The sequence below is a fragment of the Streptomyces sp. GESEQ-4 genome (assembly GCF_017948455.1).
GTDB lineage: Bacteria > Actinomycetota > Actinomycetes > Streptomycetales > Streptomycetaceae > Streptomyces.
The window spans coordinates 1-25,557 of sequence record NZ_JAFFSU010000021.1; the positions used below are offsets into that span (position 1 = coordinate 1).

Annotated in this window: 19 protein-coding genes; 14 read left to right on the top strand and 5 right to left on the bottom strand. The window is 68.6% G+C overall.

What is annotated here, in order from left to right:
* Positions 1 to 211 (top strand): ricin-type beta-trefoil lectin domain protein (locus tag KCH48_RS31375; protein WP_210578758.1); only part of this gene is annotated, 211 nt, incomplete at its 5' end.
* A gap of 112 nt (positions 212 to 323) precedes the next feature.
* On the opposite strand, the gene KCH48_RS31380 is transcribed toward KCH48_RS31375, so the two are convergent.
* Complete coding sequence (locus tag KCH48_RS31380) at positions 324 to 1,805, bottom strand: arabinofuranosidase catalytic domain-containing protein (protein WP_210578761.1); 1,482 nt, start codon at positions 1,803 to 1,805, stop codon at positions 324 to 326.
* A 70-nt stretch (positions 1,806 to 1,875) separates the two neighbouring features.
* Complete coding sequence (locus tag KCH48_RS31385; protein WP_210578764.1) at positions 1,876 to 5,430, bottom strand: ThuA domain-containing protein; 3,555 nt, start codon at positions 5,428 to 5,430, stop codon at positions 1,876 to 1,878.
* Positions 5,431 to 5,953: 523 nt separating this feature from the next.
* Here KCH48_RS31385 and KCH48_RS31390 point away from each other — a divergent pair.
* From KCH48_RS31390 to KCH48_RS31415, 6 genes are all read left to right on the top strand, one after another.
* Positions 5,954 to 7,465, top strand: a complete 1,512-nt coding sequence (locus KCH48_RS31390; protein ID WP_210578766.1) for a sugar ABC transporter ATP-binding protein — start codon at positions 5,954 to 5,956, stop codon at positions 7,463 to 7,465.
* A complete protein-coding gene (locus KCH48_RS31395) occupies positions 7,462 to 8,433 on the top strand; it encodes an ABC transporter permease (RefSeq protein ID WP_210578770.1) in 972 nt (323 codons plus the stop codon). Before KCH48_RS31390 ends, KCH48_RS31395 begins: the two co-directional genes overlap by 4 nt.
* A 1-nt stretch (position 8,434) precedes the next feature.
* A complete protein-coding gene (locus KCH48_RS31400) occupies positions 8,435 to 9,406 on the top strand; it encodes an ABC transporter permease (RefSeq protein ID WP_210578774.1) in 972 nt (323 codons plus the stop codon).
* A gap of 27 nt (positions 9,407 to 9,433) precedes the next feature.
* Positions 9,434 to 10,618: a substrate-binding domain-containing protein gene (locus KCH48_RS31405; RefSeq protein ID WP_210578779.1), complete on the top strand. Its 1,185-nt coding sequence runs from the start codon at positions 9,434 to 9,436 to the stop codon at positions 10,616 to 10,618.
* Positions 10,619 to 10,622: 4 nt separating this feature from the next.
* Positions 10,623 to 11,489: a sugar phosphate isomerase/epimerase gene (locus KCH48_RS31410; RefSeq protein ID WP_210578781.1), complete on the top strand. Its 867-nt coding sequence runs from the start codon at positions 10,623 to 10,625 to the stop codon at positions 11,487 to 11,489.
* Between the two features lie 87 nt (positions 11,490 to 11,576).
* Complete coding sequence (locus KCH48_RS31415; protein ID WP_210579156.1) at positions 11,577 to 13,874, top strand: ricin-type beta-trefoil lectin domain protein; 2,298 nt, start codon at positions 11,577 to 11,579, stop codon at positions 13,872 to 13,874.
* A gap of 9 nt (positions 13,875 to 13,883) precedes the next feature.
* Here KCH48_RS31415 and KCH48_RS31420 read toward each other — a convergent pair whose 3' ends face one another.
* Positions 13,884 to 14,654, bottom strand: a complete 771-nt coding sequence (locus tag KCH48_RS31420) for a FadR/GntR family transcriptional regulator (RefSeq protein ID WP_210578787.1) — start codon at positions 14,652 to 14,654, stop codon at positions 13,884 to 13,886.
* A 135-nt stretch (positions 14,655 to 14,789) separates the two neighbouring features.
* Between KCH48_RS31420 and KCH48_RS43010 the strand changes: the two genes are divergently transcribed.
* The 7 genes from KCH48_RS43010 to KCH48_RS31450 all read left to right on the top strand — a co-directional run bounded on the left by KCH48_RS43010 (position 14,790) and on the right by KCH48_RS31450 (position 24,081).
* Positions 14,790 to 14,912, top strand: coding sequence for a hypothetical protein (locus tag KCH48_RS43010; protein ID WP_282615207.1), 123 nt, complete (start codon positions 14,790 to 14,792; stop codon positions 14,910 to 14,912).
* Positions 14,913 to 15,243: 331 nt separating this feature from the next.
* Positions 15,244 to 15,474, top strand: coding sequence for a hypothetical protein (locus KCH48_RS31425; RefSeq protein ID WP_210578790.1), 231 nt, complete (start codon positions 15,244 to 15,246; stop codon positions 15,472 to 15,474).
* Positions 15,475 to 15,527: 53 nt separating this feature from the next.
* Complete coding sequence (locus KCH48_RS31430; RefSeq protein ID WP_307841003.1) at positions 15,528 to 16,367, top strand: sigma-70 family RNA polymerase sigma factor; 840 nt, start codon at positions 15,528 to 15,530, stop codon at positions 16,365 to 16,367.
* Positions 16,368 to 16,838: 471 nt separating this feature from the next.
* Positions 16,839 to 18,317 (top strand): ricin-type beta-trefoil lectin domain protein, encoded by a 1,479-nt coding sequence (locus tag KCH48_RS31435; protein ID WP_210578794.1) that lies wholly within the window; start codon positions 16,839 to 16,841, stop codon positions 18,315 to 18,317.
* Between the two features lie 293 nt (positions 18,318 to 18,610).
* Positions 18,611 to 21,532 carry a glycoside hydrolase N-terminal domain-containing protein gene (locus KCH48_RS31440; RefSeq protein WP_210578797.1) on the top strand — a complete coding sequence of 974 codons (2,922 nt, stop codon included), beginning with the start codon at positions 18,611 to 18,613 and terminating at the stop codon, positions 21,530 to 21,532.
* Positions 21,529 to 22,839 (top strand): ricin-type beta-trefoil lectin domain protein, encoded by a 1,311-nt coding sequence (locus tag KCH48_RS31445; protein WP_246886174.1) that lies wholly within the window; start codon positions 21,529 to 21,531, stop codon positions 22,837 to 22,839. The genes KCH48_RS31440 and KCH48_RS31445 overlap by 4 nt, the downstream gene beginning before the upstream one ends.
* A 201-nt stretch (positions 22,840 to 23,040) precedes the next feature.
* Positions 23,041 to 24,081 carry a glycoside hydrolase family 5 protein gene (locus KCH48_RS31450; RefSeq protein ID WP_210578800.1) on the top strand — a complete coding sequence of 347 codons (1,041 nt, stop codon included), beginning with the start codon at positions 23,041 to 23,043 and terminating at the stop codon, positions 24,079 to 24,081.
* Positions 24,082 to 24,150: 69 nt separating this feature from the next.
* Here the strand turns inward: KCH48_RS31450 and KCH48_RS31455 are convergent, their stop codons facing one another.
* Together KCH48_RS31455 and KCH48_RS31460 are read right to left on the bottom strand one after the other, a co-directional pair.
* Complete coding sequence (locus tag KCH48_RS31455; protein WP_210578802.1) at positions 24,151 to 24,810, bottom strand: response regulator transcription factor; 660 nt, start codon at positions 24,808 to 24,810, stop codon at positions 24,151 to 24,153.
* Positions 24,811 to 24,913: 103 nt separating this feature from the next.
* Positions 24,914 to 25,459 (bottom strand): PadR family transcriptional regulator, encoded by a 546-nt coding sequence (locus tag KCH48_RS31460; RefSeq protein WP_210578806.1) that lies wholly within the window; start codon positions 25,457 to 25,459, stop codon positions 24,914 to 24,916.
* Positions 25,460 to 25,557 lie beyond the last annotated feature (98 nt).

Consider the following 25,557-nt stretch of genomic DNA (forward strand, 5'->3'; position numbering starts at 1 on the left):
TGGTAACAGCTCGGCGGACGGGGCGAGGGTCCAGTTGTGGTCCTGCAACGGTGGTGCCAACCAGAACTGGCAGGCGCACCCGGACGGGTCGTTGCGGAACCCTCAGTCGGGCAAGTGCCTGGACGTGTCGGGCGCGGGTTCGTCGGACGGCACCCTCGTGCACCTGTGGACCTGCCACGGCGGAGCCAACCAGAAATGGACCCTGCCCTGAGCTGACGCGCCACGCTGGAAGGGCCACCGCCCACTGTGCGGTGGCCCTTCCGGGTTGCCGGGCCGGGTGTAGCTGACGTCAGGCTGTGCCGCGTTTCGGTGCGGGCGGCGGCTCAGCGGTAGCCGGCGGCGACGATGTTGGCCTGTACCGCGTTCTCGGTTGCGTCGGACGGGTATCCGGACACCATCGCGCCCTCGTAGAAGGTGCCGGCGCTGAGGTTCGCGCCGCCGCCGGGCTTGCAGCAGTCACCACCGCTGCCGAGGATGATGGCGCCCTGCTTCTTCATGGGGCTGTAGCCGGGCGGAAGCGCGCCGTCCCAGAGCGTGGTCAGGCTTCCGGTCTGGCCGTTGCCACCCTTGAGCGCGAAACGGCTCGTCCCGTTGTTCTTCAACATCGCCGTCACGAACTTGCTGGTGAAGGCCCGCTGGTTCGAGTTCCAGGTCTGACTGCCACCGGAGTAGAGCCCCCATTCGAGGTCGGCCTGGACCCATGGGCCGGTGCCGGTGCACCCGCCGAACCAGCACTGGGTGCTGAAATTGATCGCGTCCATCGCTCCGGCCGCGTCGGCCGCTCGGGTCGTCTCACTGTTGCCGTAGTCGAAGCAGCAGCCGCCGTTGACATGGGTGCCGCTGGTCACCATGTACATGCCTTCGGGGGCGCTGCCGGTCGGCACGCCGGTCAGGTGGCCGTCCCGCCAGTAGCTGTTGCCGGGGTTGATGTAGAGCGAGTAGGCCTTGCTGCCGCCGACCGCCAGCGACTCCGACGTCGCGATCGCCGGGCGGCTCTGGTTGGAGCCGGGAACCACACTCGATCCCTGGTACCACAGGTCGTTCCCGCGGCCGGACTGGTCGTAGACGACGGTGATGACACAGGTGGTCCCCGCGCAGAACGAGTCCTGCGTCGTCGCGTCCGCGGCGCCCCCCGCGCTCCGGACGCCGATGTTCCGGGTCGTGCTGTCGGACGAGCGCCGGACCTGGTAGAGGTTGCCGTTGTAGGTGCCGTAGAGCGCTCGTACGGTGCTGTGGGCGGCGATGCAGGGGGTGCCGCCCGAGGCGTAGATGTCACACGTGCCCGCGCCGCCCGGCACCGGCGGGGCCGGTGAGTCCCACTGCTGGTTGGTGCCGCTGTGGCAGGACCAGAGGGTGGTCCTGGTGCCGTTGGCGGTGCCGCCGGCGTTGGCGTCGAGGCATAGTCCGGACTGGACGCCGGTGATGGTGCCGTTGGGGTTGACGTTCCACTGTTGGTTGTTCTGGCCGTTGCAGTCCCAGATGATGACCGGGGTGCCGTTGGTGGTGCCGCGTCCGCTGGCGTCGAGGCACTTGTTGCCGTGGACGGTCAGTTGTTTGGCGGCGGTGTAGGTCCAGGTCTGGCCGACTGCGCCGGTGCAGTCCCAGAGTTGGGTCTGGGTGCCGTTGGTGGTGCTGGAGCCGGGGACGGTCAGGCAGCGGCCGGACTGCGCGCCCACGATGGGGGCGCTCTGCCCGGGCTCGATCGGTGCCGCCACCGCGGTGGCGCCGACGGCAACAAGCACCAGGGCTGTGCCCAGCGCGGACAGCCGTCCGTACCGGCGGGGCCGAGGTATCCGAAACACCATGGCGGTTCCTCACCTGTTCATAGGGAGAATGCCCGGCGCGCAACCGCGCCGGGCATCCCGTTCGGACGGGCTATACGGCGGTGAACCGCCACTGTTGGTTGGTGCCGCTGTGGCAGCTCCATTGCAGGAGTCGTGCACCGTCGGCCGTCGAGCCGCCGTTGACGTCGACGCACAGTCCACTGGGGAGGCTTTTCACCGTGTACACGCCCACCGTGGTGGTCGGTGTGACGAGGAACTTCTGCGGGTTGCCGTTGTCGCAGGTGGACTGCTGCAGGAACGCGCCCTGGGCGGTGGACCCGCCCGTGACGGCGAGGCACTTGTCGCTGTGCACCGCCTTCAGGTGGACGGCGCCGCCACCGGCGTCGACGGCCTGCCACTTCTGGTTGTTGCCGCCGGTGGCCGACCACTGGACGATCTGGGCGCCGTCAGCGGTCGAGGCGCCGTTGACGTCCACGAATTTGCCGCTGTGCTGCGCTGCGACCGTCCAGGTCCGACCGGCCACGCCGCCACCGCCGCTGCCCGGTTCGCCGACCCCGCTGCCGCCGAAGGTGAGCGAGTCGAGGTCGAACCAGTTGTTCGAGGTGCCCTTGAACACCAGGTAGAGCCGGTGCGAGCCGGCGAGATCGGCAGTGTTCACCGCCGGCGTGGACTGGTAGTTGTTCCAGCCGCCGGTGCTGGGCACCGGTGTCGTGGCCAGGAGTGTGCCGGTCGGGGAGTCGGCGCGCAGTTCGATCGATCCGCCTCCGCTCGGCGACGACAGGCGGTAGCTCACGTTCGTGATGCCCGACAGGCTCATCGGGTCGAACGCGATCCAGTCGTTGTCGGAGATGTTGCCGACCCGCTTGCCGCTCTCCGCGCCGGCCTGCTCGACGACCTGCACACCCGACTGGTCCGTGTAGAACTCGGCCTGTTTGTGCTTGGGTTGGAGGGTCGCGTGAGCGTAGCCGGTGAGCGGGGCCGCACCGCCGGGGCCGCCGTCGTCGGTGTAACGGGCGTTGAGGACGTAGTACAGGTTGGCGCCGTCAGGGTGCCCGCCGAGCAGCGTCGTGTCGATGGTGCCCGAGCACCCCGGGTAGTCCGTGGTGTCATGCTGGTGGTCGTCGTGGCCGAGGGCGGGGTTGACGAACACCTTGGTGCAGTCGATGGGCGCGCCGCCGGGGTCCGAGACAGACACCTGGTACGAGACGCGGTCGCCGAAGTTCAGCATGCCGCCGTCGGGCGGAATCGTGACGGTGAGCTTCGGTGCGGTGTTGCCCACGGTGATCGGCACGTTGGCGAAGCCTGTCTTGCCGGTGTTGTCGGTGACCTTGAGCTGGGCGGTGTAGTTGCCGTTGGCGGTGTAGGTGTGTGACGGGTTGGCCGCCGTGGACGTCGTGCCGTCGCCGAACGTCCAGTGGTAGCTGAGCGTGTTCCCGGGATCCGGGTCCGTGGACCCCGCACTGCTGAACTGCACGGTCAACGGCGCGTTACCGTTGGTGGGCGTTCCGGTGGCCTTGGCTGTCGGCGCCCGCCCGCCCTGGTTTTTGTAGTCGATGCGGTAAAGACCCGAGTCGTTGTTGCCACCGCCGAAGTTGGTGCCCCATTCGAGCAGGTACAACGAACCGTCGGGCCCGAACTCCATGTCCATCGGCTTGAGGAACTTGGCGGCGGGCAAGAAGGAGTTGGTCCGGGTGACCGCGGTCGCGGAGTCGAAGTGGACCTCCTTGACGGTGTGGCGCGACCACTCGTAGAAGAAGTGGACCCCGTCGTAGTAGGGCGGGAACTTTGTCTCGGACGGGTTCGCGGCGTCGTAGCGGTAGACCGGTCCGCCCATCGGCCCCGAGCCGCCGGAGCCGAGTTCGGGGAAGTTCGGTGAGACGCCGTAGCCGTACCACATGTTCGGCGCGACGATCGGCTTGAGGCTGGTCAGGCCGGTGTTGTTCGGCGAGTTGTTGACCGGCGCGTTGCAGTTGAACTTGGCGCCGACGACGCCGGTGCTCGGGTTGTAGGGCGCGTAGGCCTGGTTGTCGCCGTGGCAGAACGGCCAGCCGTAGTTGCCCGGGGCCTTGATGACATTGAGTTCGACGAGTCCTTCGGGGCCGCGATTGGTCGCGGGCGGGTTCCGGTCCGGGCCGTAGTCGGCGAGGTAGACCCACCCGTTCTCCGGGTCGATCGAGAAGCGGAACGGGTTGCGGAAGCCCATCGCGTAGATCTCGGGCCGGGTCTGCGCGGTGCCCTGTGGGTAGAGGTTGCCGGCCGGGACGGTGTAGCCGCCGTCGGCCGACGGCCGGATGCGCAGGAGCTTGCCACGCAGGTCGTTGGTGTTGCCGGCGGTGCGGGCGGCGTCGAGGTTGGCCTTGCCCTGCCGCCAGTCCAGCGGGGCGTAGCCCTGCCAGTTGGAGTCGAGGTTCGGTGGGACGTCGTCCCCGGTGCCGATGTAGAGGTTCCCGTCGGGGCCGAACTCGATGTACCCGCCCGTGTGCCCGGGTTCGGCGAACGTGCGGTCCCGGGTCGCGGGGATGTCGATGATCGTCACCTGGCTCGACATGTTCAGGGTGTCGCCGGTGAGCGTGAACCGGGAGACCCGGTTGATGTCGTTCGGGACTCCGGCCGGGGAGTGATACAGGTACACGTAGCCGTTGCTGGCGAAGTCGGGGTCGAGCGCCAGTCCGGTGAGGCCGTCCTCGCCGCCGGTGTAGACGCTGAGCGTGCCGGCTGTCACGGTGCTGTTCGTGGTCGGTTTGAAGATCTTCAGCTGACCGCCCCGCTGGACATAGAGCACCCGCCCGTCCGGGGCGACCGCGAGAGCCATCGGGTCCGCGGTGTTGTCGTCGAGGGTGCGCTTTTCGAAGTTGCTCCACACGGTGCCGCCGCAGTCGCCGGGCTCGTTGCCGGCCGCCCACTTGACGCCCCCGAGGACGTGGTTGCGGAAATGGGTCTCGCTGTAGGCCGCGCTGGTGTGCCCCATGGCGGTGGCCCACACGCGGCCGCCGCCGGTGTTGCGGCACCAGGAGATGGGGTGGTCCGGCCCCATGGCGCGGGGGCCCGGGTTGTACGTGCGCTCGTCCGCGGTGACCAGGACATGGACGTCGCCGCGGGGGTTGCGGTCGAAGTTGTACCACTCCTCGCTGCGGTTCCATCGGTCCGGCAGGCCGGCCGTCGACGGGTGCTTCTTGTCCGCGACGATGGCGGTGCCGGGCAGCACGCCAGGGGAGTGCTCCGGCATGTGTGCGCTGCCGTTGATGGTCTGGTCCCACCACGGGTACTCGTTCTCGATGCCCATGTCTGTGGCGTTGTGGATCGCGACGATGCCCTTGCCGCTGGCGAGGTAGCCCTCCACCGCCTGACGTTGGGCCGCCGTGTTCCACACCATTCCCGAGGTCTGGAACATGATGAGCACGTCGAAGGTGGCGAGGTTTGCCGGGGTGAAAACGCTCGAGTCCTCGCTGTGGACCAACTCGAAGTTGTTGGCCGCCGCCTGCTCCCGGAACATCGCGAGGCCGGCCGGGATCGAATCGTGTCGGTAGCCGGCCGTCTCCGTGAAGACAAGGGCTCGGAAGGTCGGCGCCGCTGACGCCGGTTGGGCCACGACGAGCGACAGGAGCACGCTCGCGATCACCCCGAAGATAAATATGACGCGACGCATGCCGTCTCCTATTTCGGCGGAGGAACGATGGCATGACCACGGGCACGCGCCGGCAGCTCGTCATTCCGTCCGCCGTGACGGGCAGTCAATCCCCATGGAAGAGAGGGGGCGTCACACCAGATGCGACCGTCTCCCGTGGTCTGCCGGCCAGCATGCAGCGGCGTATCGCAACAGTCAATATGGTTCGAGTGCAGCCGTTTCCATAACACATTTTGCGCATCAATCATCGCGGTTCGGTGCGCGACTGTCGTCGGGGAGATTCCATAACACATTTTGCGTATCAGCCGCCGCGGTTCGGCGCGCGACTGTGGACGGGCCGATTTGATAACAGATTTTTGCATATCAATCGCTGTCGACTGATCGCCCTGCTGTGATGTCCGGTGGTATTGCCATGGCTCATCGAGGCATTTACCCTCAGGCCGCGATGTCGCCATCGAATCCGGCGAAATTTCGATGCTCTTCGACGATTCAGCTATCGGTGACTCAAATCCTGCTGACGACGCGAAATGTAGAGGGTCCCACGATGTCTGGCCTGCCGCCGTCGCCGCTGCTCGCTCTGCGAGGCATCGGCAAGTCGTTCCTCGGCGTGCGGGTGCTCGATGGCGTCGACCTCCAGGTCCGGCCGGGCGAGGTGCACGCGGTCGTCGGCGAGAACGGCGCCGGCAAGTCCACGCTCATGAAGGTGGTGTCCGGCGTCCACCAGCCGGACGAGGGAACGGTTGAGTTCGCCGGCGCACCGCGGACGTTCCGCAGCCCGCGTGAGGCCCAACAGGCCGGTATCGGCATCGTCTACCAGGAGCTGACCCTGCTGCCCGAGCGCACCGTCGCGGAGAACGTCTGTCTGGGCCGCGAGCCCCTGCGCCGCGGGCTCGTCGACCGCAGGGCGATGCTCAGCCACACCGCGGGGCTCCTCGCCTCGATCGGGGAGGGCTCGATACCGCCCGAAACGCGCGTGGGACGACTCGGCGTGGCGCAACAACAGGTGGTCGAGATCGTCAAGGCGCTCTCCCTCGACGCGCGGCTGCTCATCATGGACGAGCCCACCGCGGCTCTCGCCGACCACGAGGTCGACCAGCTCTACGCGCTCGTACGGCGGCTGCAGGAGCAGGGGATAGGCGTGCTGTACGTCTCGCACCGCCTCAAGGAGGTCTTCGACCTGTCCAGCCGGATCACCGTGCTCAAGGACGGCCGGGCGGTGGCCACCTTGGACACCGCGGACACCAGCGCCGATCAGCTGGTGCGCCACATGGTCGGCCGCGAGCTGTCGAGCTACTACCCCGACCCGGCGAAGCCGCAGGAGCTGGGCCCGGTGCGGCTGACTGTCCGGGGCGGAGGCAACCGGAAGCTGCGCGGCATCGACCTGCGGCTGCGCGCCGGCGAGGTGCTCGGCGTCGGCGGCCTGCAGGGCTCCGGCCGGTCGGCGCTGGCCCGCGCGCTGTTCGGCGCCGCACCGTTCAGCACCGGCCAGGTGACCGTCGACGGAGCGCCGGTCCGGCTGCGCTCGCCCCGCGCCGCGATGCGGGCCGGTATCGCCTACGTCTCCGAGGACCGCAAGGGCGAGGGGATCGTCGCCGAGCAGTCGGTGCTCGACAACGCGCTGTTGGCCGGCCGCGCCGTCCGCCCGGGCCGGGTCGGCCGCGGTGCCCGGACCGCGCGAATCCGGGAGCTGCTCGCGGCCGTTGAGCTTCGCGCCGCAGGGGAGGACCAGGAGATCCGTTTCCTGTCCGGGGGCAACCAGCAGAAGGTCGTGCTGGCCAGGTGGCTCGCGCTCGCCCCGAGGATCCTGCTCTTCGACGAGCCGACCCGGGGCATCGACGTGGGCGCCAAGTCGGCGATCCACGATCTCGTCCGCCGGCTGGCCCGCGACGGCGCCGCCGTGCTGATGGTCTCGTCCGAGCTGCCCGAGCTGCTCGGCATGAGCGACCGGATCATCGTCATGCGCGACGGCCGGATCGCCGGCGAGCTACCCGCCGGCGCGACGGAGGAGGATGTCGTCGCCCTGGCGGTCGGCACCGTGCCGGAGGCGGCCGGATGAGCGGCGCGCTGTCCCTGACGGCCCGGCGGACCCCGCCCGGCGTGTTCGTCGCCCTGGTCCTCACCCTGACGATCGGTTGGCTCATCGTCACGGCCGACGGCGGCCGGCTGTTCAGCCTGCCGACGACGGTGAGCCTGCTGCACGTCGCCGCCGGCCTGGGCCTCGTCGCGGTCGGCCAGACGCTGGTCATCATCGGGGGCTCGCTGGACCTGTCCGTGGCGTACGTGGTCAGCCTGAGCACCCTCGTCGCCGCCGAGACCATGGCCGGTGACGACGGTGCGCTGCTGCCGGCGATCGGCCTGACGCTCGCCGTCAGCAGCGCGATCGGCCTCGTCAACGGCCTGCTCGTCACCACAGCGCGGATCAACCCCTTCATCGCGACCGTCGGTGTCGGACTGCTGCTGAAGGGATACCTCGACAACGGATACGACGGCCCGGCCGGCAAGACCGCACCCGCCCTGGTGCAGGGCCTGGGGTACCAGCGCATCGGCCCGGTGCCGCTGTCGTTCCTGCTGCTGCTCGCCGTCGCCGCCGCGGCCTGGTTCGTGCTGGCGCGCACCCGATTCGGCCACCACCTGATCGCCGTGGGCGGTGACCCGGAGGTCGCCCGGCTCTCCGGCGTACGCAACAGCCGGGTCCTCGTCACCGCTCATGTGCTGTGCGCCCTCTGCGCCGGCCTCGCCGGGATCTACCTCGCCAGCCGGCTCGGCGCCGGCGCACCAAGGGTGGGCACCGAGGGACTGTACGACCTGGAGTCGATCGCCGCGGTGGTGCTCGGCGGCACCGCCCTGGCCGGCGGGCGCGGCGGCGTTGCCGGCACGGTCGGCGGCGTGCTGCTGCTCGCGAGCATCGACGCCATCTTCAACCAGCTCGAGGTCGACGTGTTCTTCAAGCAGGTGATCCGTGGCGTGATCATCATCGCGGCGGTCGCCGTCTACGCCCGCCGGGCGATGCGAAAGGCGTCATAGCATGCGGATCGCGCGCCCACTGCGGCTCATCAAGTTCCGCTCCGGCGGTCTCGCACCGATCATCGTGATCCTGGCGGTGTTGCTGGTTCTGCTGACCGCCCGTCAACCGGACTTTCTCTCGCCGCCGTCGCTGATGTCGTTCCTCGGTCGTTCCGCGCCGGTCATCCTGCTCGCCGCCGGCCAGTACTTCGTGATCGTCTCCGGCGAGTTGGACCTGTCCGTCGGCTCTCTGGTCACCGCGCAGGTGGTCATCGCCGCCCGGCTGATCGACGGCGATCCGTCGGCCGGCTGGCCTGTCGTCGTGCTCCTGCTCGCGTTCGGCATCGCCGTCGGTCTCGTCAACGGCCTCGTCACCACGCGGCTGCGGGTGCCGTCGTTCATCACGACCCTCGGGATGTTCCTCATCCTCGTCGGTGCCGTGTACCTGTGGTCCGACGGTGCCCCGAAGGGCGGCCTCTCCGAGGAGTTCCGCCGGCTCGGTCGGTCGGCGTTCGAGGACGTGCCCGCGCTGGGCCGGATACCGTACGCCCTGGTCATCCTGGTGGTGGCGGCCGCTCTGGCGCTGGTGCTGACGCGTTCGGACTTCGGCCGCACCCTGGTCGCCGTCGGCGGCAACCCGCGGACCGCCGAGCTGAGCGGCGTGCGCGTGTGGCGCGCCAAGACCATGGCGTTCGTCCTCAGCGGACTCGCCGCCACCCTCGCGGCGATCCTCATCGGCGGGTACAGCGGAGTGTCGTTCCAGGCCGGTGCCGGCCTCGAGTTCGGCGCGATCACCGCGGCGGTCCTCGGCGGTGTCGCTCTGGGCGGGGGCCGCGGTTCGGTCGTCGGCGCGATGCTGGGCGCGCTGACCCTCGAGACGCTCTTCACGGTCATGAACTTCTACGGCGTCTCCGGCGCCCTCAAACCGACCGTCCAGGGCGCGATCATTCTGTTCGCCGTGGCGGCGGCGTCCTTCCGTTTCCCGTCCAGATAAATTTCCCGTCCAGATAAAGGGGATTCAGTGAGGCATTCCACGACGGTGCTGGCCGTAAGCGCCTTACTGGTGCTGGCCGGCTGCTCCACCGACGAGCCCACCACCGGCGCATCGGGTTCGCCCTCCGCGGGCACTGGGTCGGGCACGGGGGAGCAGTCGAAGTTCTTCGTGCAGGCCGACTACGACAAGCAGCTCGCGCTCCTGGACGCCGCGCCCACCGGCCCCGCCGGCAAGCCCTGGGAGCAGGCGCTCAACCCGGCGATGGTGGAGACCGCGAAGTACAAGAAGCCCGGACCGCACAAGATCTGCTTCTCCAACGCGGGGCTGAACAACCCCTGGCGCCAGGTCGGTTTCAAGACCATGCAGGCCGAGGTCGACACGCACCGCGGCCGGATCTCCGAGTTCGTCCACGTCGATGCCGAAGGCAAGGACCAGAAGCAGATCGCCGACATCAACGACCTGCTCGGCAAGGGCTGCCACGCACTCATCGTCTCGCCGAACACCACCGCGACGCTCACCCCGGCCGTGAAAGCCGCCTGCCAGAAGGGCCTGCCGGTCATCGTCTTCGACCGCGGCGTCGACACGACCTGCCCGGTGACGTTCATCAACCCGATCGGCGGCTACGGATTCGGCCACGTCGCGGCGGAGTTCGTCACCCAGAAGATGAAGCGCGGTGGCAAGGTGCTCGCGCTGCGCATCCTGCCCGGCGTCGACGTGCTGGAGACCCGTTGGTCCGCGGCGAAGGTCGCCTTCGACAAGGCGGGCGTCGACGTCGTCGGCGTCGAGTTCACCGACGGCGACCCGGCCAGGACGAAGAAGATCGTCAACGACTACATCCAGCGGTACGGCACGATCGACGGCGTCTGGATGGACGCCGGGGCGGTCGCGGGCGCGGCGGTCGAGGCGTTCGAGGACGCCGGCAAGCCCGTGCCGCCGATCAACGGCGAGGACCAGCTCGACTTCCTGAAGCTGTGGAAGGACAAGAAGCTCACGGCGATCGCCCCCACCTACCCGACCTACCAGTGGCGCACCCCGATCATCGCCGCGCTGAAGATCCTCGACGGCGAGCAGGTGCCGAACCCGTGGAAGCTGCCACAGCCGACCATCACCCAGGACAACCTGGACGAGTACGTCGACCCCACCATGCCGCCGCTGCACTACGCGATGTGCGGCTGCACCGACCTGCCCGGTTACCCGCGGCGCTGGAAGTAGTCCGGTGTACCCCATCGGTGTCAACCCGTGGGTCTGGGCCTCGCCGGTCGACGACGAGGCCATGGCCGAGCTGGTGCCGCGGATCGCCGCGTTCGGTTTCGACGCGGTCGAGCTGCCGATCGAGCAACCCGGCGACTGGGACCCGGCCCGCACCCGCGACCTGCTGGCGGCGTACGGCCTGCGCGCGGTCGGCGTCTGTGCGGTCACCTCGCCCGGACGTGACCTCGTGAACGCCCCGCCGGAGGCCGTCGCCTCCACTGTGGCGTACCTGAAAACGTGTGTGGACAGTGCGGTGGCCGTCGGCGCGCCCTGCGTCGGCGGCCCGGTCTACGCCGCGGTGGGGCGGACCTGGCGCATGTCACCGGTGGAGCGCGCGGCCTGCTACGCGGACGTCCGCCGCGCCCTGCGGCCCGTGGCCGACTACGCGGGGGAGCGGGGCGTGAGCATCGGCGTGGAGGCCCTCAACCGCTATGAGACGAGCGTCGTCAACACGGTCGAGCAGGCGGTGGAGCTGATCGACGGCCTGCCCGCGAACGTCGGTCTCATGATCGACACCTATCACATGAACATCGAGGAGGCCGACCCCTACGAGGCGCTCGTCACGGCTGGTCCGCACATCAAGCACGTCCAGGTCAGCGGCACCGACCGCGGCGCCCCGGGCGCCGACCACTTCGACTGGCCACGCTTCCTCGCCGGCCTGGCCACGACCGGCTACGGCGGCGCGGTGTGCATCGAGTCGTTCACCGCGCAGAACGAGGCCATCGCTACCGCGGCCTCGATCTGGCGGCCGCTTGCCCCGTCCCAGGACACCCTCGCCCGTGACGGGCTGTCCTACCTCCGCACCGTCCTCCGCGGACTGGAACCGCCATAAGGAGAAAACGTGTTCACCACTCTCAGTTGGATACGAAGGCGACTTCTGGCCGGAGCCGCCACAGTCGGTTTGACCGCGACCGCTGTGATGGCGTCCCCCGCGCCGGCATCCGCGGCTCCCCTCACTGTGTACGTCTCGCCGTCCGGCACCGGCACCGACTGTTCCAGCGCGCAGCCGTGCTCACTGACAGCCGCGCAGACGGCGGTGCGATCGCTCAACGACTCCATGTCGGACGACATCGTGGTGCAGTTGGCCGACGGTGTGTACCGGCTGGCCCAACCCTTGCGGCTGACGGCGGAGGACTCCGGCTCAGGCGGTCACACGGTCGTGTGGCAGGCCGCCCCGTCGGCGCGTCCGGTGATCACCGGTGCCCGGGCAGTCACCGGTTGGTCGGTTGCCGACGCGGCCAGGAACATCTGGCGGGCCGACGTGCCCGCCGGTCTCGATGCCCGGCAGCTCTATGTCGACGGCGCCGTCGCCACCCGGGCACGCACGCAGGTGAACAGGGCCGATTTCACGGCCACCAGCGCCGGAATGAGGTTCTCGGGCGGTGCGCTGAGCTATCTGAACAACCTGGCCAACCAGAGCCGGATCGAGGTGGAGAGCGTCAACTCCTTCACCGACCGGTACTCGCCGGTGCAGAGCATCAGCGGGAACTTCATCACGATGCAGCAGCCGGCGTGGAACAACAACAACTTCGGCTACGACACCCTCATGCGGCCACACCGGGCCGGTCCGTTCTACCTGTCCAACGCGTACGAATTCCTGGACTCGCCTGGCGAGTGGTACCTCAACCCCACGGCCGGAGCCTTGTACTACATCCCCCTGGCCGGGCAGAACATGAGCACCGTCGGCGTGGAACTGCCGACGCTGCAGTCGCTGGTGAACCTCGGGGGCACGTACAGCGAGCCGGCGCACCACATCACGTTCAGCGGGATCACCTTCACCGGTACGAGCTGGCTGGGCCCCAGCAGCAACCAGGGTTACGCAGACCAGCAGACCGGCGCGTACATCGCCGGCAACTGGAGCTGGCCGGGCTTCGACTCCTGCCACAACGGCTGCACGCAGTTCGAGGCCGCCCGGCCACACTGGCTGCAGATGCCGGCCGCCGTCCAGGTCTCCGCCGCCAACACCATCACCTTCAGCGACTCCCGGTTCGTCAACCTGGGCCAGACGGCCATCGGTATCGGCAACGACGCCAACGCGCACGCCAGCGGCGTCGGCCTGGGCGCCGGCAACATCACGGTGACCCGGTCGGAGATCGCCCGGAGCTCAGCCGGTGGCATCGTCGTGGGCGGCGTGCGCGCCGACGCCCACCACCCCAGCGACCAGCGCATGGTCAACAGGGACATCACGATCAGCAACAACCGCATCCACGACCTCGGGGCGGACCACCGAGGCATCGTCTCTGTCCTGACCACGTACGTCACCAACAGCACCGTCGCCCAGAACGAGGTCTACAACATGCCGTACTCCGGCATGTCGATCGGGTACGGCTGGGGCGCCAACGACGCGGGCGGCAGCAACCACTATGCCAACCGCGGCCTGTACAACTACCAGCCGCGCTACACGACGCCGACCACCGCGTCCAACAACCGGCTCATCGGCAACTACATCCACGATGTCATGCAGCAGATGAACGACGGTGGCTGCATCTACACGCTCGGATGGAACCCGAGCGCGCTGATCAGCCGGAACCACTGCCTGCGGACCAACGGACACTTCGGGCTGTATTTCGACGAGGGCTCGAAGTACTACACGGCCACCAACAATGTCTTCTCGAACACCGGTACGTGGGCGACGGCCAACTACTGGGGTGGCGAGAACATGGGGAACTGGACCGTCACCAACAACTGGTCGACCAACGGCAGCACGAACGTGACCAACGGGGACCGCGGCAACGTGGTCTCGGGCAATGTCACGGTCACCAATGGCAACTGGCCTTCCGGTGCCCAGGACGTGATGGCGTCCGCCGGACCGCAGGACACCACCCCACCAACGGCTCAGCAGATCGTGGGCGCGCAGTCCGGCCGCTGCCTGACCGTCCCCGGCTCCAGCACCACCAACGGCACCCAGACCCAACTCTGGGACTGCACCGGCGCGGCCGGCCAGAACTGGACCTACACCGCCGGCAAACAACTGACCGTCCACGGCAACAAGTGCCTCGACGCCAGCGGAGGCGGCACCACCAACGGCACCCCGGTCATCATCTGGGACTGCAACGGCCAGAACAACCAGCAGTGGAACGTCAACCCCAACGGCACCATCACCGGCGTCCAGTCCGGACTATGCCTCGACGCCAACGCCGGCGGCACCGCCAACGGCACCAGGACCACCCTCTGGTCCTGCCACGGCGGCACCAACCAGCAGTGGGCACTGCGATAGCGGAATCAACTAACGCCGCAGCGCGGTCGGCTCGCCCGGCCCGCTGCGGCGCACCACCCACGCCTCGGTGATGTGGGTGAACATCGCCTCCGCCGCACCCTTGGGGTCGTGCGCGGCGATCCGCTCGTAGATGCGCCGATGGCCCTGGTTGGACGTGACGCAGAAGGCGCGGCCGGTTCGGCCCATGTAACGGGCGGAGTTGATGACCTGGCGCTCCAGCGAACGGACCACGGCGCGGCTGATGCGGTTCCCCGACGCCTGCATGACGGTGTCGTGGAACGCCCGGTCCTCTTCGTGGTACGAAGCGGGGTCGTCGACGAGCTCATCCATCCGCTCCACCAGACTGCGTAACTGGTCGATCACCTCGGCGTTCGCCAGGCGGGCGGCCACGTTGGCCATATCGGACTCCAGCACGCGGCGGGTCGCGACGAGGTGATCGAGGATGGCCAGGCTCTCGTCTCCGGCGATGGTGGCGCCGAGGACCAGCTCGTCGAGCATGTTCCACATCGCCGGCGGGGTAACCATCGTGCCGGTGCCTTGGCGGACCTGCACCAGCCCCTTCTCCTGAAGAACCTTCACCGCCTCGCGGACCACGGTGCGGCTGACCGAGAAGGTCTCGCAGAGCACGGGCTCGGGGGGTAGCGGCGAACCGGACGGATGGACTCCACGGACGATCCGCTCCACCAGCTCAGCCGTGACCGCGGCGGCAAGATTCGCCGGGCGCCGACTCCAGGCGGGGGCCTGCGAGGCCTCTGCCGATGACTGCGGTACTGCCGTCATGACACCCCCCCGGATCCGTGCCCTACCACGGATGCTCGCCAACTATAGGGCATCCGGTTGACGTCATACGTCATACGAGTTACCTATGTCATACGAGTTGCGTTCCTCCTCAACCTCAACAGGAGTGGGGCAGCAATGAAGCAGCGGACACTGTGGGCGGCGAGCTGCGGAAGCGTCTCCGACCCGGATTCGGCGTCCGGTGGTTCCAAGACGGTAGACCTGATGGGGCAGCCGGCGGCGTCCGACCAGGCGGGCTGAGGCCATGTCACCCATTGGTTCTGGTGACAGCGGCCCTGACGTGGAAGCCGAGGCGATTTTCGCCGCCGTCGACGGCCAGGACCCGCGCGCGGTGACTGCCCTCTACGACCGCATGCCACGGCACACCTTCAAAGCCGGGCATGCCGGTGGCCTGGCCGCTGTCAGCCGTGGCGTACGGACGGCGGTCGCCAGTGGGGAGGACCTCGGCACACGCACCCGACGGACCGCACATACGGCCGGAGCAAGCCGGCTGGCGGCTGTTCGCGGTCACCCCTGGACCATGCCGCTCCGCCGCGGAAGGCACGTTCGACACCATAGGGATGGAGGATCGATGAAAGCGGTTGTCCACCAAGGGGCCCGCACCCTCGAGATCGAGAGCCGGGTCGCCGAGGCGTTACGCGCGGACCCCCAGCGCGACCAGGCGCTCCTTGGCCGGATTCAGGCCGGTCGCAGGAGACGCGCCGACGATTTCGCCGGGGCCACGGTGTTCCACGCCTCCCCGGCGTCGGACTGTGTCAACGGCATCGCTCTTCCCGCTGATGGCGGACGGCTGGGGCGATGATGGGCGGCCTAGCATTACCAGCCGGCCTCGCCCGAGGCGCCGTGTATGGGCTCGTGAGGCGAGCCGGCCGAGCCGATGAGACGAGCCTGGTCGTCGCCGCACAGGCCGGCGATCCACGGGCGCTCGACGACCTGGCCGCGACGTACCTGCCGCTGGTATACGCGATCGTGCGCAGGGCACTGGGTGAGCCTGCGGACGTCGACGACGTGGTGCAGGAGACGATGCTGCGGGCACTTCCTGAGCTGCGCACGCTGCGCGCCCCGGAGTGCTTCCGGCCTTGGCTGGCCACGATCGCCACACGACAGATCAGCACCCATCTGCACCGGCGGCAGGCGGACGCCGAACGGACGGCCCCCCTCGACGAGATGGCCGACCCGCCGGACGCCGACGCCGAGAACCTGGCCCTGATCCGCGTCGAGCTGTCCGGTCATCGCCGAAAGACCGTACGCGCCAGTCGATGGCTCGACCCGGACGCCCGGGCGCTGCTGTCGCTGTGGTGGCTGGAGACCGCGGGCCGGCTGACGAGGGCGGAGCTCGCGGCGGCGCTGGGGACGAGCGTCGCTCACGCGGGTGTGCGCGTCCAGCGGATGCGCAACCAGCTGGAGCTGAGCCGGTCACTCGTCGCCGCGCTGGAAGCCAGCCCCCGGTGCCCACAGCTGACCGCCGCGCTGGGGGGCTGGGACGGCGTACCGAGCACGCTGTGGCGTAAGCGCATCACCCGGCACACCCGATCCTGTGCGGACTGCGGCCGGACCGCCGACGAACTGGTGCCCCTTGAGCGGCTGATCGTCGCCCTGGCGCTGCTCCCCGCCCCGAAAGTCTTCGCGTTCGGTGACGGCACCGTGCTTTTCGGCACTACGGCGACTGCGACTGTTCAAGCCGGCCGCCGATAACAAAAAATGCCGTGATTTACACGCGTCCGCCACTCTAATTCGCCGCCTGAAAAGGTTATGAGAGGTGGCCGCCAATAGTCCCGCTTCTTCGGTTAGTTGCACGACGGCCAAGGCCCACATATATCGACGACTCCCTCTTGATTGGACCATGGCAATCTGACAATCTTCTGGTCGTCGACGCATAACGTGCCTCATTCGTGACCTGTGAAAGCGGTCGGTGATGTCGGTTCTCAACCGCGAGTTCAACAGGCCGCGGGGAAACTGATCCGGGCGAAGCCGGGAGCGAGGCTTTCCAGGCGCCAACGGCAGCGGCATGACGCTGACATGCTCGCTGCGCGAGCGATCTGGGAGGGGGCCGGCGCGGAGAGGGCAAGCTCCGGGCCGGCTCGGCCGGCTGCCGGCAGGCGGCCGACGTCGACAGATCCTGCACAGCGCAGACGTGACCACACCGCAAACCGGGAAGGCACGACCATGCCGCACACCCATCGCCGGCGCTACCTCGCCCGGGCGCTCGCCTGCGTCCTGACCGCTCTCAGCGCGCTCGCGGTCGTCGAGCCCCAGAGCGCCTCGCCGGCCGCCGCCGACACCGCCCAGTTCCGCGGCGTCAACTGGGCCCGGCTCGGTGACAACTTCCACGGTGGACCGCTGGTCCTGCACGGATTGAGCGGCTCCGACAGCTACCAGACGGTCGTGGCGAAAGCCAACGCCGTCTACACCGGCTTCGAGAACAACCTCGGCGCCAACACCGTTCGACTCCCGATCAACACCTACACAGTCGGGACGAGTTGGTGGAGCGCGTACACGGGCGCGATAGACGCAGCCACCGCGAAGGGATTCAAGGTCGTCCTCTCCTACTGGGAGGACGGGGTGGCCGCCAGTGGCGGTCGCATCGTCAATCCGAGCGCCTTCGACACCATGTGGAACACCGTGCTTGCCCGCTACGGCACCAACAGCCTCGTCTACTTCGAGCCGATGAACGAACCGGGGGGACACAGCGCCGGCGAGTGGGCGAACGTGGTGAGCAACTGGATCAGCAGCCGCCCGTCGATTCCGCGGAACCGCATCTTCGTCAGCGGCGCCGGCCTGAACACCGACATCACATCGATGTGCGCCGACCGCCGCCTCGACGGGACGTTCCTGTCGCTGCACCATTACACGTTCTTCAGCGGCGCGAAGACCTACGACCAGTGGGTGGCGTATCTGCGGAACGCGATCGGCTCCTGCGCCGACCGCACTGTCGTCGACGAGTTCGGCGCGCCGATGGATACCGGGCTCAACTACCACGACGCCGGCAGCACCGACAACTTCGTGCGCTACTTCCGGGCCACCACCACGGTGCTCCGGGAACTGCGGATCGGCTCCATCTACTGGCCCGGGCTGGGCGGGAAGATACGCGCCGGCCAGAGCGACGACTGGTACGCCATGCAGAAACTGCACGGCACCGGTACCAACCTCACGCTCAGCACCCCCAGCGCCAGCGGCAGCGAGCGCCTCAGATACGGCTGGGGCCTGGACGGCGACGTCCCGGCCCCGACCAGCGTGCTGCGCAACGTCAGCACCGGGCGCTGTCTGGACATCCCCGGCGGGACCACGGCGAACATCCAGGTCCAGGCAGACACCTGCGCCAACACGGTTGGCCAGCAGTGGACCTTGACGGCCGGACAGATCACCGCACTCGGGGGCCAGAAGTGCCTGGACGCGTACAGCAGCGGGACGACGAACGGCACCGTGGTCGGCACGTGGGCGTGTAACGGCGGCGACAACCAGCGTTGGACGGTGGGCGCTGACGGCACCATCCGCAGCGTTCACTCCGGCCTCTGCCTCGACGTGAACACCGCCACCTTCAAGGTGCAGCTGTGGGCGTGCTGGGGCGGCGACAACCAGAGATGGCAGATCCAGAACACTGGCGCGCGACGCGACGCCCGACTCGGCGGACACGGTGGACCGTGACCGCCGGCCGCGGCCGAGCCGATGGCGTGCAGATCGACGGGTCGTTCGGCGCGGTCGCCTTTGACCTGCCCGGCACTCGCTCGCCGCCTCCCCGGTGGCCCACCGGGGTCGATCAGCGGGTCGCGGCGTGACCGTCGGAGAGCGCAGACCTGTTCGCCGCCGCCGGGCGTCGGTGCGGCAGAGCCGAGCCACCGGACGCCCCGGCTGATCCGAGCGCCCGAGACGCCGGCGTTCGTTCGCAAGCCGGCGCACCAAAGTCAGTGACCTGCTCCAGTCCGTGAAGGGATAACGACATGTCCGAGGTGACACGCAGACGGTTTCTCGCCGCCGGGGCGGTGGCTGGAGCAGGGATCGTGCCGGGTGGGTGGACGGCCATTGCCAGGAGCGGCTCGGCCGCGCCGCCGGAGGTTCTGGCCGCGGGCGACCTCGCCCTGTGGTACGACAAGCCGGCCGGCGCGGACTGGCTGCGGGCACTGCCGATCGGCAACGGACGCCTCGGCGCGATGGTGTTCGGCAACGTCGACACCGAACGGCTGCAGCTCAACGAGGACACCGTCTGGGCCGGCGGTCCGTACGACTCCGCCAACCCCCGCGGCGCGGCCAACATCGCGGAGATCCGGCGGCGGGTCTTCGCGGATCAGTGGGGGCCGGCGCAGGACCTGATCAATCAGGCGATGCTGGGCAGCCCGGCCGGACAGCTGGCCTACCAGCCGGTCGGAAACCTGCTGCTCTCCTTCGGCAGCGCTACCGGTGCGTCGCAGTACAACCGGACGCTCGACCTCACCACCGCCACGGCCATCACGACCTACGCGCTGAACGGCGTGCGGTACCAGCGTGAGGTGTTCGCCAGCGCACCTGACCAGGTGATCGTGGTCCGGCTGACGGCCGACCGGGCCAACTCCATCACCTTCAACGCCACCTTCGACAGTCCACAACGGACTACGGTGTCCAGCCCGGACGGGGCCACGATCGCCCTCGACGGCATCTCCGCCACCATGGAGGGCATCGCCGGGCGGGTCCGGTTCCTCGCCCTGGCCAATGCCGCCGTGACGGGCGGCACGGTCAGCAGCTCGGGCGGCACGCTGCGGGTCTCCGGCGCCACCAGCGTGACGCTGCTGGTGTCGATCGGCTCCAGCTACGTCAACTTCCGGAACGTCGACGGCGACTACCAGGGGATCGCGCGAAGCCGCCTCAACGCCGCCCGCAACATCGGCATCGACGAACTACGCAGCCGGCATCTCGCCGACTATCAGGCGCTGTTCAACCGGGTGTCGGTCGATCTGGGACGTACGGCGGCGGCCGACCAGCCGACCGACGTACGGATCGCACAGCACGCGCAAGTGAACGACCCGCAGTTCTCCGCCCTGTTATTCCAGTTCGGCCGGTATCTGCTCATATCGTCCTCGCGGCCGGGCACCCAGCCGGCGAACCTGCAGGGCATCTGGAACGACCAGATGGCTCCGTCCTGGGACTCGAAGTTCACCATCAACGCCAACCTGCCGATGAACTACTGGCCCGCCGACACGACGAACCTGTCCGAATGCTTCCTCCCGGTCTTCGACATGATCAACGACCTGACCGTGACCGGCGCCCGGGTGGCCCAGGCGCAGTACGGCGCCGACGGCTGGGTGACGCATCACAACACCGACGCGTGGCGGGGCGCCTCGGTCGTCGACGGAGCGCAGTGGGGGATGTGGCAGACCGGTGGCGCGTGGCTGGCCACCCTGATCTGGGACCACTACCTGTTCACCGGTGACAACGACTTCCTCCGCTCGAACTATCCGGCACTGAAGGGTGCCGCCCAGTTCTTCCTCGACACCCTGGTCGCCCACCCGACGCTCGGACACCTGGTCACCAACCCGTCGAACTCTCCGGAGCTCCCTCACCACGCGAACGCCACCGTCTGCGCCGGGCCCACCATGGACAACCAGATCCTGCGCGACCTCTTCAACAGCGTCGCCCGCGCCGGCGAAGTCCTCGGCGTGGACGCCACCTTCCGCGCTCAGGCGCTGGCGGCCCGGGACCGGCTGGCACCGACGCGGGTCGGCTCCAGGGGCAATGTCCAGGAGTGGCTGGCCGACTGGGTGGAGACCGAGCGGACTCACCGGCACGTCTCCCACCTGTACGGTCTGCATCCGAGCAACCAGATCACCAGGCGCGGGACACCCCAGTTGCACGAGGCCGCACGGCGGACGCTGGAGCTGCGCGGTGACGACGGGACGGGATGGTCGCTCGCCTGGAAGATCAACTTCTGGGCGCGGATGGAGGACGGCGCCCGGGCCCACAAGCTGGTCCGGGACCTGGTGCGGACGGACCGGCTCGCGCCCAACATGTTCGACCTGCACCCACCCTTCCAGATCGACGGCAACTTCGGCGCCACCTCGGGCATCGCGGAGATGCTGCTGCAGAGCCACAACGGCGAACTGCACGTCCTGCCGGCGCTGCCGGCTGCCTGGCCCACCGGGCGCGTGAGCGGACTGCGCGGCCGCGGCGGATACACCGTCGGCGCTGAGTGGAGCAGCGGCCGGATCGAGTTCGTCGTCACACCCGACCGAACCGGTGCCGTCCGGGTGCGCAGTCGGATCTTCACCGGCGACTTCACGCTGCAGGACGATTCGAGCGGCGAGCCGGTCCAGCCGAAGCGGCTCGAGGCCGATCTCATCGAGTTCGCCGGCCAGGCCGGCACCACCTACCGCGCGTCCGCACTCAGGTCGGGTCCGGTGGAGGCCGGCGTGGCCTACCGGCTGGTGGCCCAGCACAGCGGCAAGGCCGCCGACATCAACGGTGCGTCCACGGCCGCCGGTGCACGGCTGATCCAGTGGCAGATCACCTCCGGTCCCAACCAGCACTTCGAGTTCCTGCCCTCCGACGGCGGGCACTACAAGATCCGGCTTGGGCACAGTGGTCTGGTCCTGCACGCCGCCAGTAGCAGCAGCGGCGCCGACATCACCCAGCAGCCGGACACCAACGCCGTCGGCCAGCAGTGGCGGACAGTCGACCACGGCGGTGGCGTGATCAGTCTGGTCAACCGGCAGAGCGGCCTCGCCCTGGACGTGTGGGAGGCCTCCACCGCCGACGGAGCCCGCATCTCCCAGTGGGCGGCCACCGGTAGCACCAACCAGCGATTCCAACTCCACCGCATCCAGCCCCAGAGCGAACCGCGACCCGACCAACCAGACAGAGCCAAGTCACCGAGCAGCGAGGGAGCCGCATGATGTCGATCCATAGATTGTTTTCCTGGCGAGCCGTGGTAGCGGCATTGCTCGCTCTCGCCATGGCCGGCGTGGCAGAAGTCAGCGCTGCGGCCAGCACGTCGCCCACCGCCGGGGGCACACGTGCGGGGACTGCCGGATGCGGACGTACCCCCACACTGACGAACGGTACGCACACGATTCAAAGCGGCGGTAAGAATCGCTCCTTCATCCTGAGCATCCCTGAAAACTACGACAACACCCGCCAACATCGATTGGTCTTCGGATTCCACTGGTTGGGCGGCACCGCCGGGCAAGTCGCCGGCGGCGGAAGCGACGGCGATGTCTATGCCCACTACGGACTCCGGCGACTGGCGAACAACAGCGCGATCTTCGTTGCTCCGCAGGGCCTCAACAACGGCTGGGGCAACTCCGGTGGCGAGGACGTGACCTTCGTCGACGACATGATCAGGCGTATCGACAACGACCTCTGTGTCGACACCACGCAGCGCTTCGCCCTCGGGTTCAGCTACGGCGGAGCCATGAGCTACGCACTCGCCTGTGCCAGGCCGGACGTTTTCCGTGCGGTCGCCGCGATAGCCGCGCCCGGGGGGATCAGCGGGTGCAGCGGGGGCACCCAGCCCTTCGCGTACATGGGAATCCACGGCATCAACGACAACATCGGCGCCGGTCGCGGGATGCGGGACAGGTTCGTCAGGAACAACGGCTGTACTCCCCAGAACCCGCCGGAGCCCGCGCCGGGCAGCCGCACCCACATCACCACCGCCTACTCGGGCTGCCGAGAGGGGTATCCGGTCGTCTGGGCCGCGTTCGACGGAGGCCACCAGCAAGGCCCCGTGGACGGGTGCGCCGGCTGTGAGAGCGGCGCCAGGAGTTGGGTCAAGGAAGAGGTCTGGAGCTTCTTCACGGGTGCTGACCCGAACCCGACCCCGACCACATTCCGGCTGCGCAGCCAGTCCGCCGACCGATGCCTGGACGTCAGCGGTGCCAGCTCGTCCAACGACGCCCCGATGATCATCTGGGACTGCCACACCGGCACCAACCAGCAGTTCACTCAGACCGGACAGACCCTGCGGGTGATGGGCAGATGCCTGGACGTGCCGAGCAACGCCGCCTCCGGCGCCCGAGCACGGATCTGGGACTGCACCGGCGGCGCGAACCAGCAATGGAATGTGAACACCGACGGAACCGTCAGCAACGTCCAGACCGGACTCTGCCTGGACGTCAACGGCGGCAGCACCGCCAACGGCGCTGCGGTGATCGTGTGGAGCTGCCACACCGGCGTCAACCAACGCTGGGCCCGAGCGTAAGCAGAAGTGTGAAGGCGGCCGCAGTAGTCGCGGCCGCCTTCGTCTCCAGTCCGGTTGTGGGGCGTCATCCTGCGTTCTTGATGAAATTTGATGTGCAGAAGTGTTGACCCTTGTTCGAAGTCTCTTCTACTTTGCGGGAGCCACAGAGCCGCCGACCTGCTTGCAGGGTGTCGCGGACGTAACTGCCCAGAAAGGGACGTCGTGTCACGAAAGAACCGTCGCGGGACAGCTTGCCTGGGGGCGTTGCTGGCCGGCGTCACGGCATTCGGCGGGGCCCTTGCCTCCCCCGCGTCCGCCGCTCCCGCAGCCGCCTCCACCCACGCCTCGCCGCCGCCTGTCAGCGCGTTCCAAGGGGTCAACTGGGCCGACCCGCGCGACAATTACGCCGACGACGCGGTCGTACCCTCGGGCCTGTCCACCTCCGACAGCTACGCCACGACCTACGCCAAGTCCCGGGCGATCATCGGCGGGTTCTCCAAGCTCGGCGCCAACACGGTCCGCCTGCCGGTCAATCCGACCTCCGTGAACGGCCCCTTCTGGAAGTCGTACCGGGGCGCGATCGACGCCGCCACCGCCAAGGGATTCAAGGTCATCCTGGGCTACTGGGAGGCCGACAACACCAAGGACGGCAAGATCGACGACCAGGCCTCCTGGGACCGGATGTGGGCGCGGATCACCTCCGCCTACGCCCGCAACTCCAAGGTGTACTTCGAGCCTATGAACGAGCCGTTCGGCTACACCGCCCAGGAGTGGACCGACATCGCGGCGAAGTGGGTGACCACCTACCGCACGGTACCCCGCGACCGGATGCTGATCGGCGGGTACAAGTACAGCGAGGACGTCAAGCCGGTCTGCGCCGACCCGCGCCTCAAGGGCACCCGGATCGCCCTGCACAACTACGGCTTCTGGCACACCGACTGGACCAGCGTCGACCAGTGGAAAGCGGACTTCAAGGAGCGCATCGGCGACTGCGCCTCGCGCACGATCCTCGACGAGTTCGGCGCTTCCATGACGACCGGCCTGGACTACAACGGCCCGGTCAACGGCTCCAACGAGGTCGCGTACATCCAGGCCGCGACCGACATCATCCGGGAGATGGGCCTGGGCTCGGTCTACTGGCCCGGCCTGCGCAACGGTGACACCTACTCCCTCACCACCCTCCAGGGCACGGGCACCAAGCTCAGCCTGAAGCTGAACAACCAGAGCGGTCTCGACCGGCTGCACTGGGCCTGGAAGAAGTGACAACGCTGCGATAGGTGGGCTTCGCCGGGCTCTCTCCGGTCACCGTCGGTGGGCGGAGAGAGCCACGTGTCAGGCGGCCGGCCGTACCAGTCCCGACTCATACGCGAAGGCCACCGCTTGGACCCTGGCCCGGGCGCCGATCTTGGCGAGGATGTGGCTGACGTGGCTCTTGACGGTGGTCGGGGCGATGGAGAGCCACTTCGCGATCTCGGCGTTGGACCGGCCGGAGGCGACGGCGAGGAGGATGTCGCGTTCGCGTGCGGTGAGGGCGTCGACCGTGGAGACGCGGTGCAGCGGGTGGACGGTGCCCTGTTGCCGGACGGCGTCGATCAGGGCGCGGGTCAGGCCGGGAGTGATGACGGCGTCTCCGGTGGCCACGACGCGGATGGCGGAGACGAGTTCGTCGAGGGCGGCGTCCTCGAGGACGAAGCCGTCCGCACCGGCGTGCAGGGCGGTGTAGGCGTACCCCTCGTCACCGGCGGGGGTGAGCACCAGGGTGCGCGGCGTGTGCGGTGCCTCCGCGAGGCGCCGGACGGTCGCGATGCCGTCCGCCGGGGCGAGTCTGCCGTCCACCAGGACGACATCGGGACGGAGTTCGGCGCTCAGGCGGACCGCCTCGGCTCCACTCGCCGCTTCCCCGACGACGCTCAGATCGGGCTCGGCGGCGAGGAGCATACGCAGGGCGAGACGCTGCAGAGACTGGTCGGTGACCACGAGTACGGAGACCATGGCTGGCCTTCTCCCTGACGGAACGAAACTGTTTCGTTCATCAAGCTACTCCAGCTCGTGTAAGGGTGGAGTAGGTACATGTCTATGACTTCGCCCACAGCGCTCAGCCGTGATCCGGCAGCCCGGCGACTTCCTCCAGCGCGTGCGTCAGCCACCCCGTCCAGAAGCTCTCCAGATCGATGCCCGCCCGCAGCACCAGATGCCGCAGCCGGTCCTCGGGGCTGTCCTTGCCGGGCGGGAAATCGCGCCGCTCGATCTCCACGTACTCGGCCAACTGCCGCCGGTGCAGCTCCAGATGGCGGCGCAGATCAGCTTCAAGGCCCTCCGTGCCGACCACGGCCGCCGCGCGCAGCCGCAGCAGCAGGGCGTCCCGGTGCGGCTTGGGGTCCTGGCCGGCGGCCGTCCAGCGGGCCAGTTCGGCGCGGCCGGCGGGCAGCACCTCGTAGCTCTTCTTCTGCCCCCGGGTCGGCTGCGCGGCGGGCAGGGCCCGGATGGACCCCTCGGCCTCGAGTTTCCCCAGCTCGCGATAGATCTGCTGATGCGTCGCCGACCAGAAGTACCCGATCGACCGATCAAACCGCCGCGTCAACTCCAGCCCAGAGGACGGCTTCTCCAACAGAGCGGTGAGGATCGCGTGCGGCAGGGACATGCCGCACATCCTAGAGACGGCACTGCAGCGCCCCTGAAGGGGCGCGGGGAACTGCGCGACCAGCCACAACGCACCCGCAGACAAAAAACCGGGCGCCC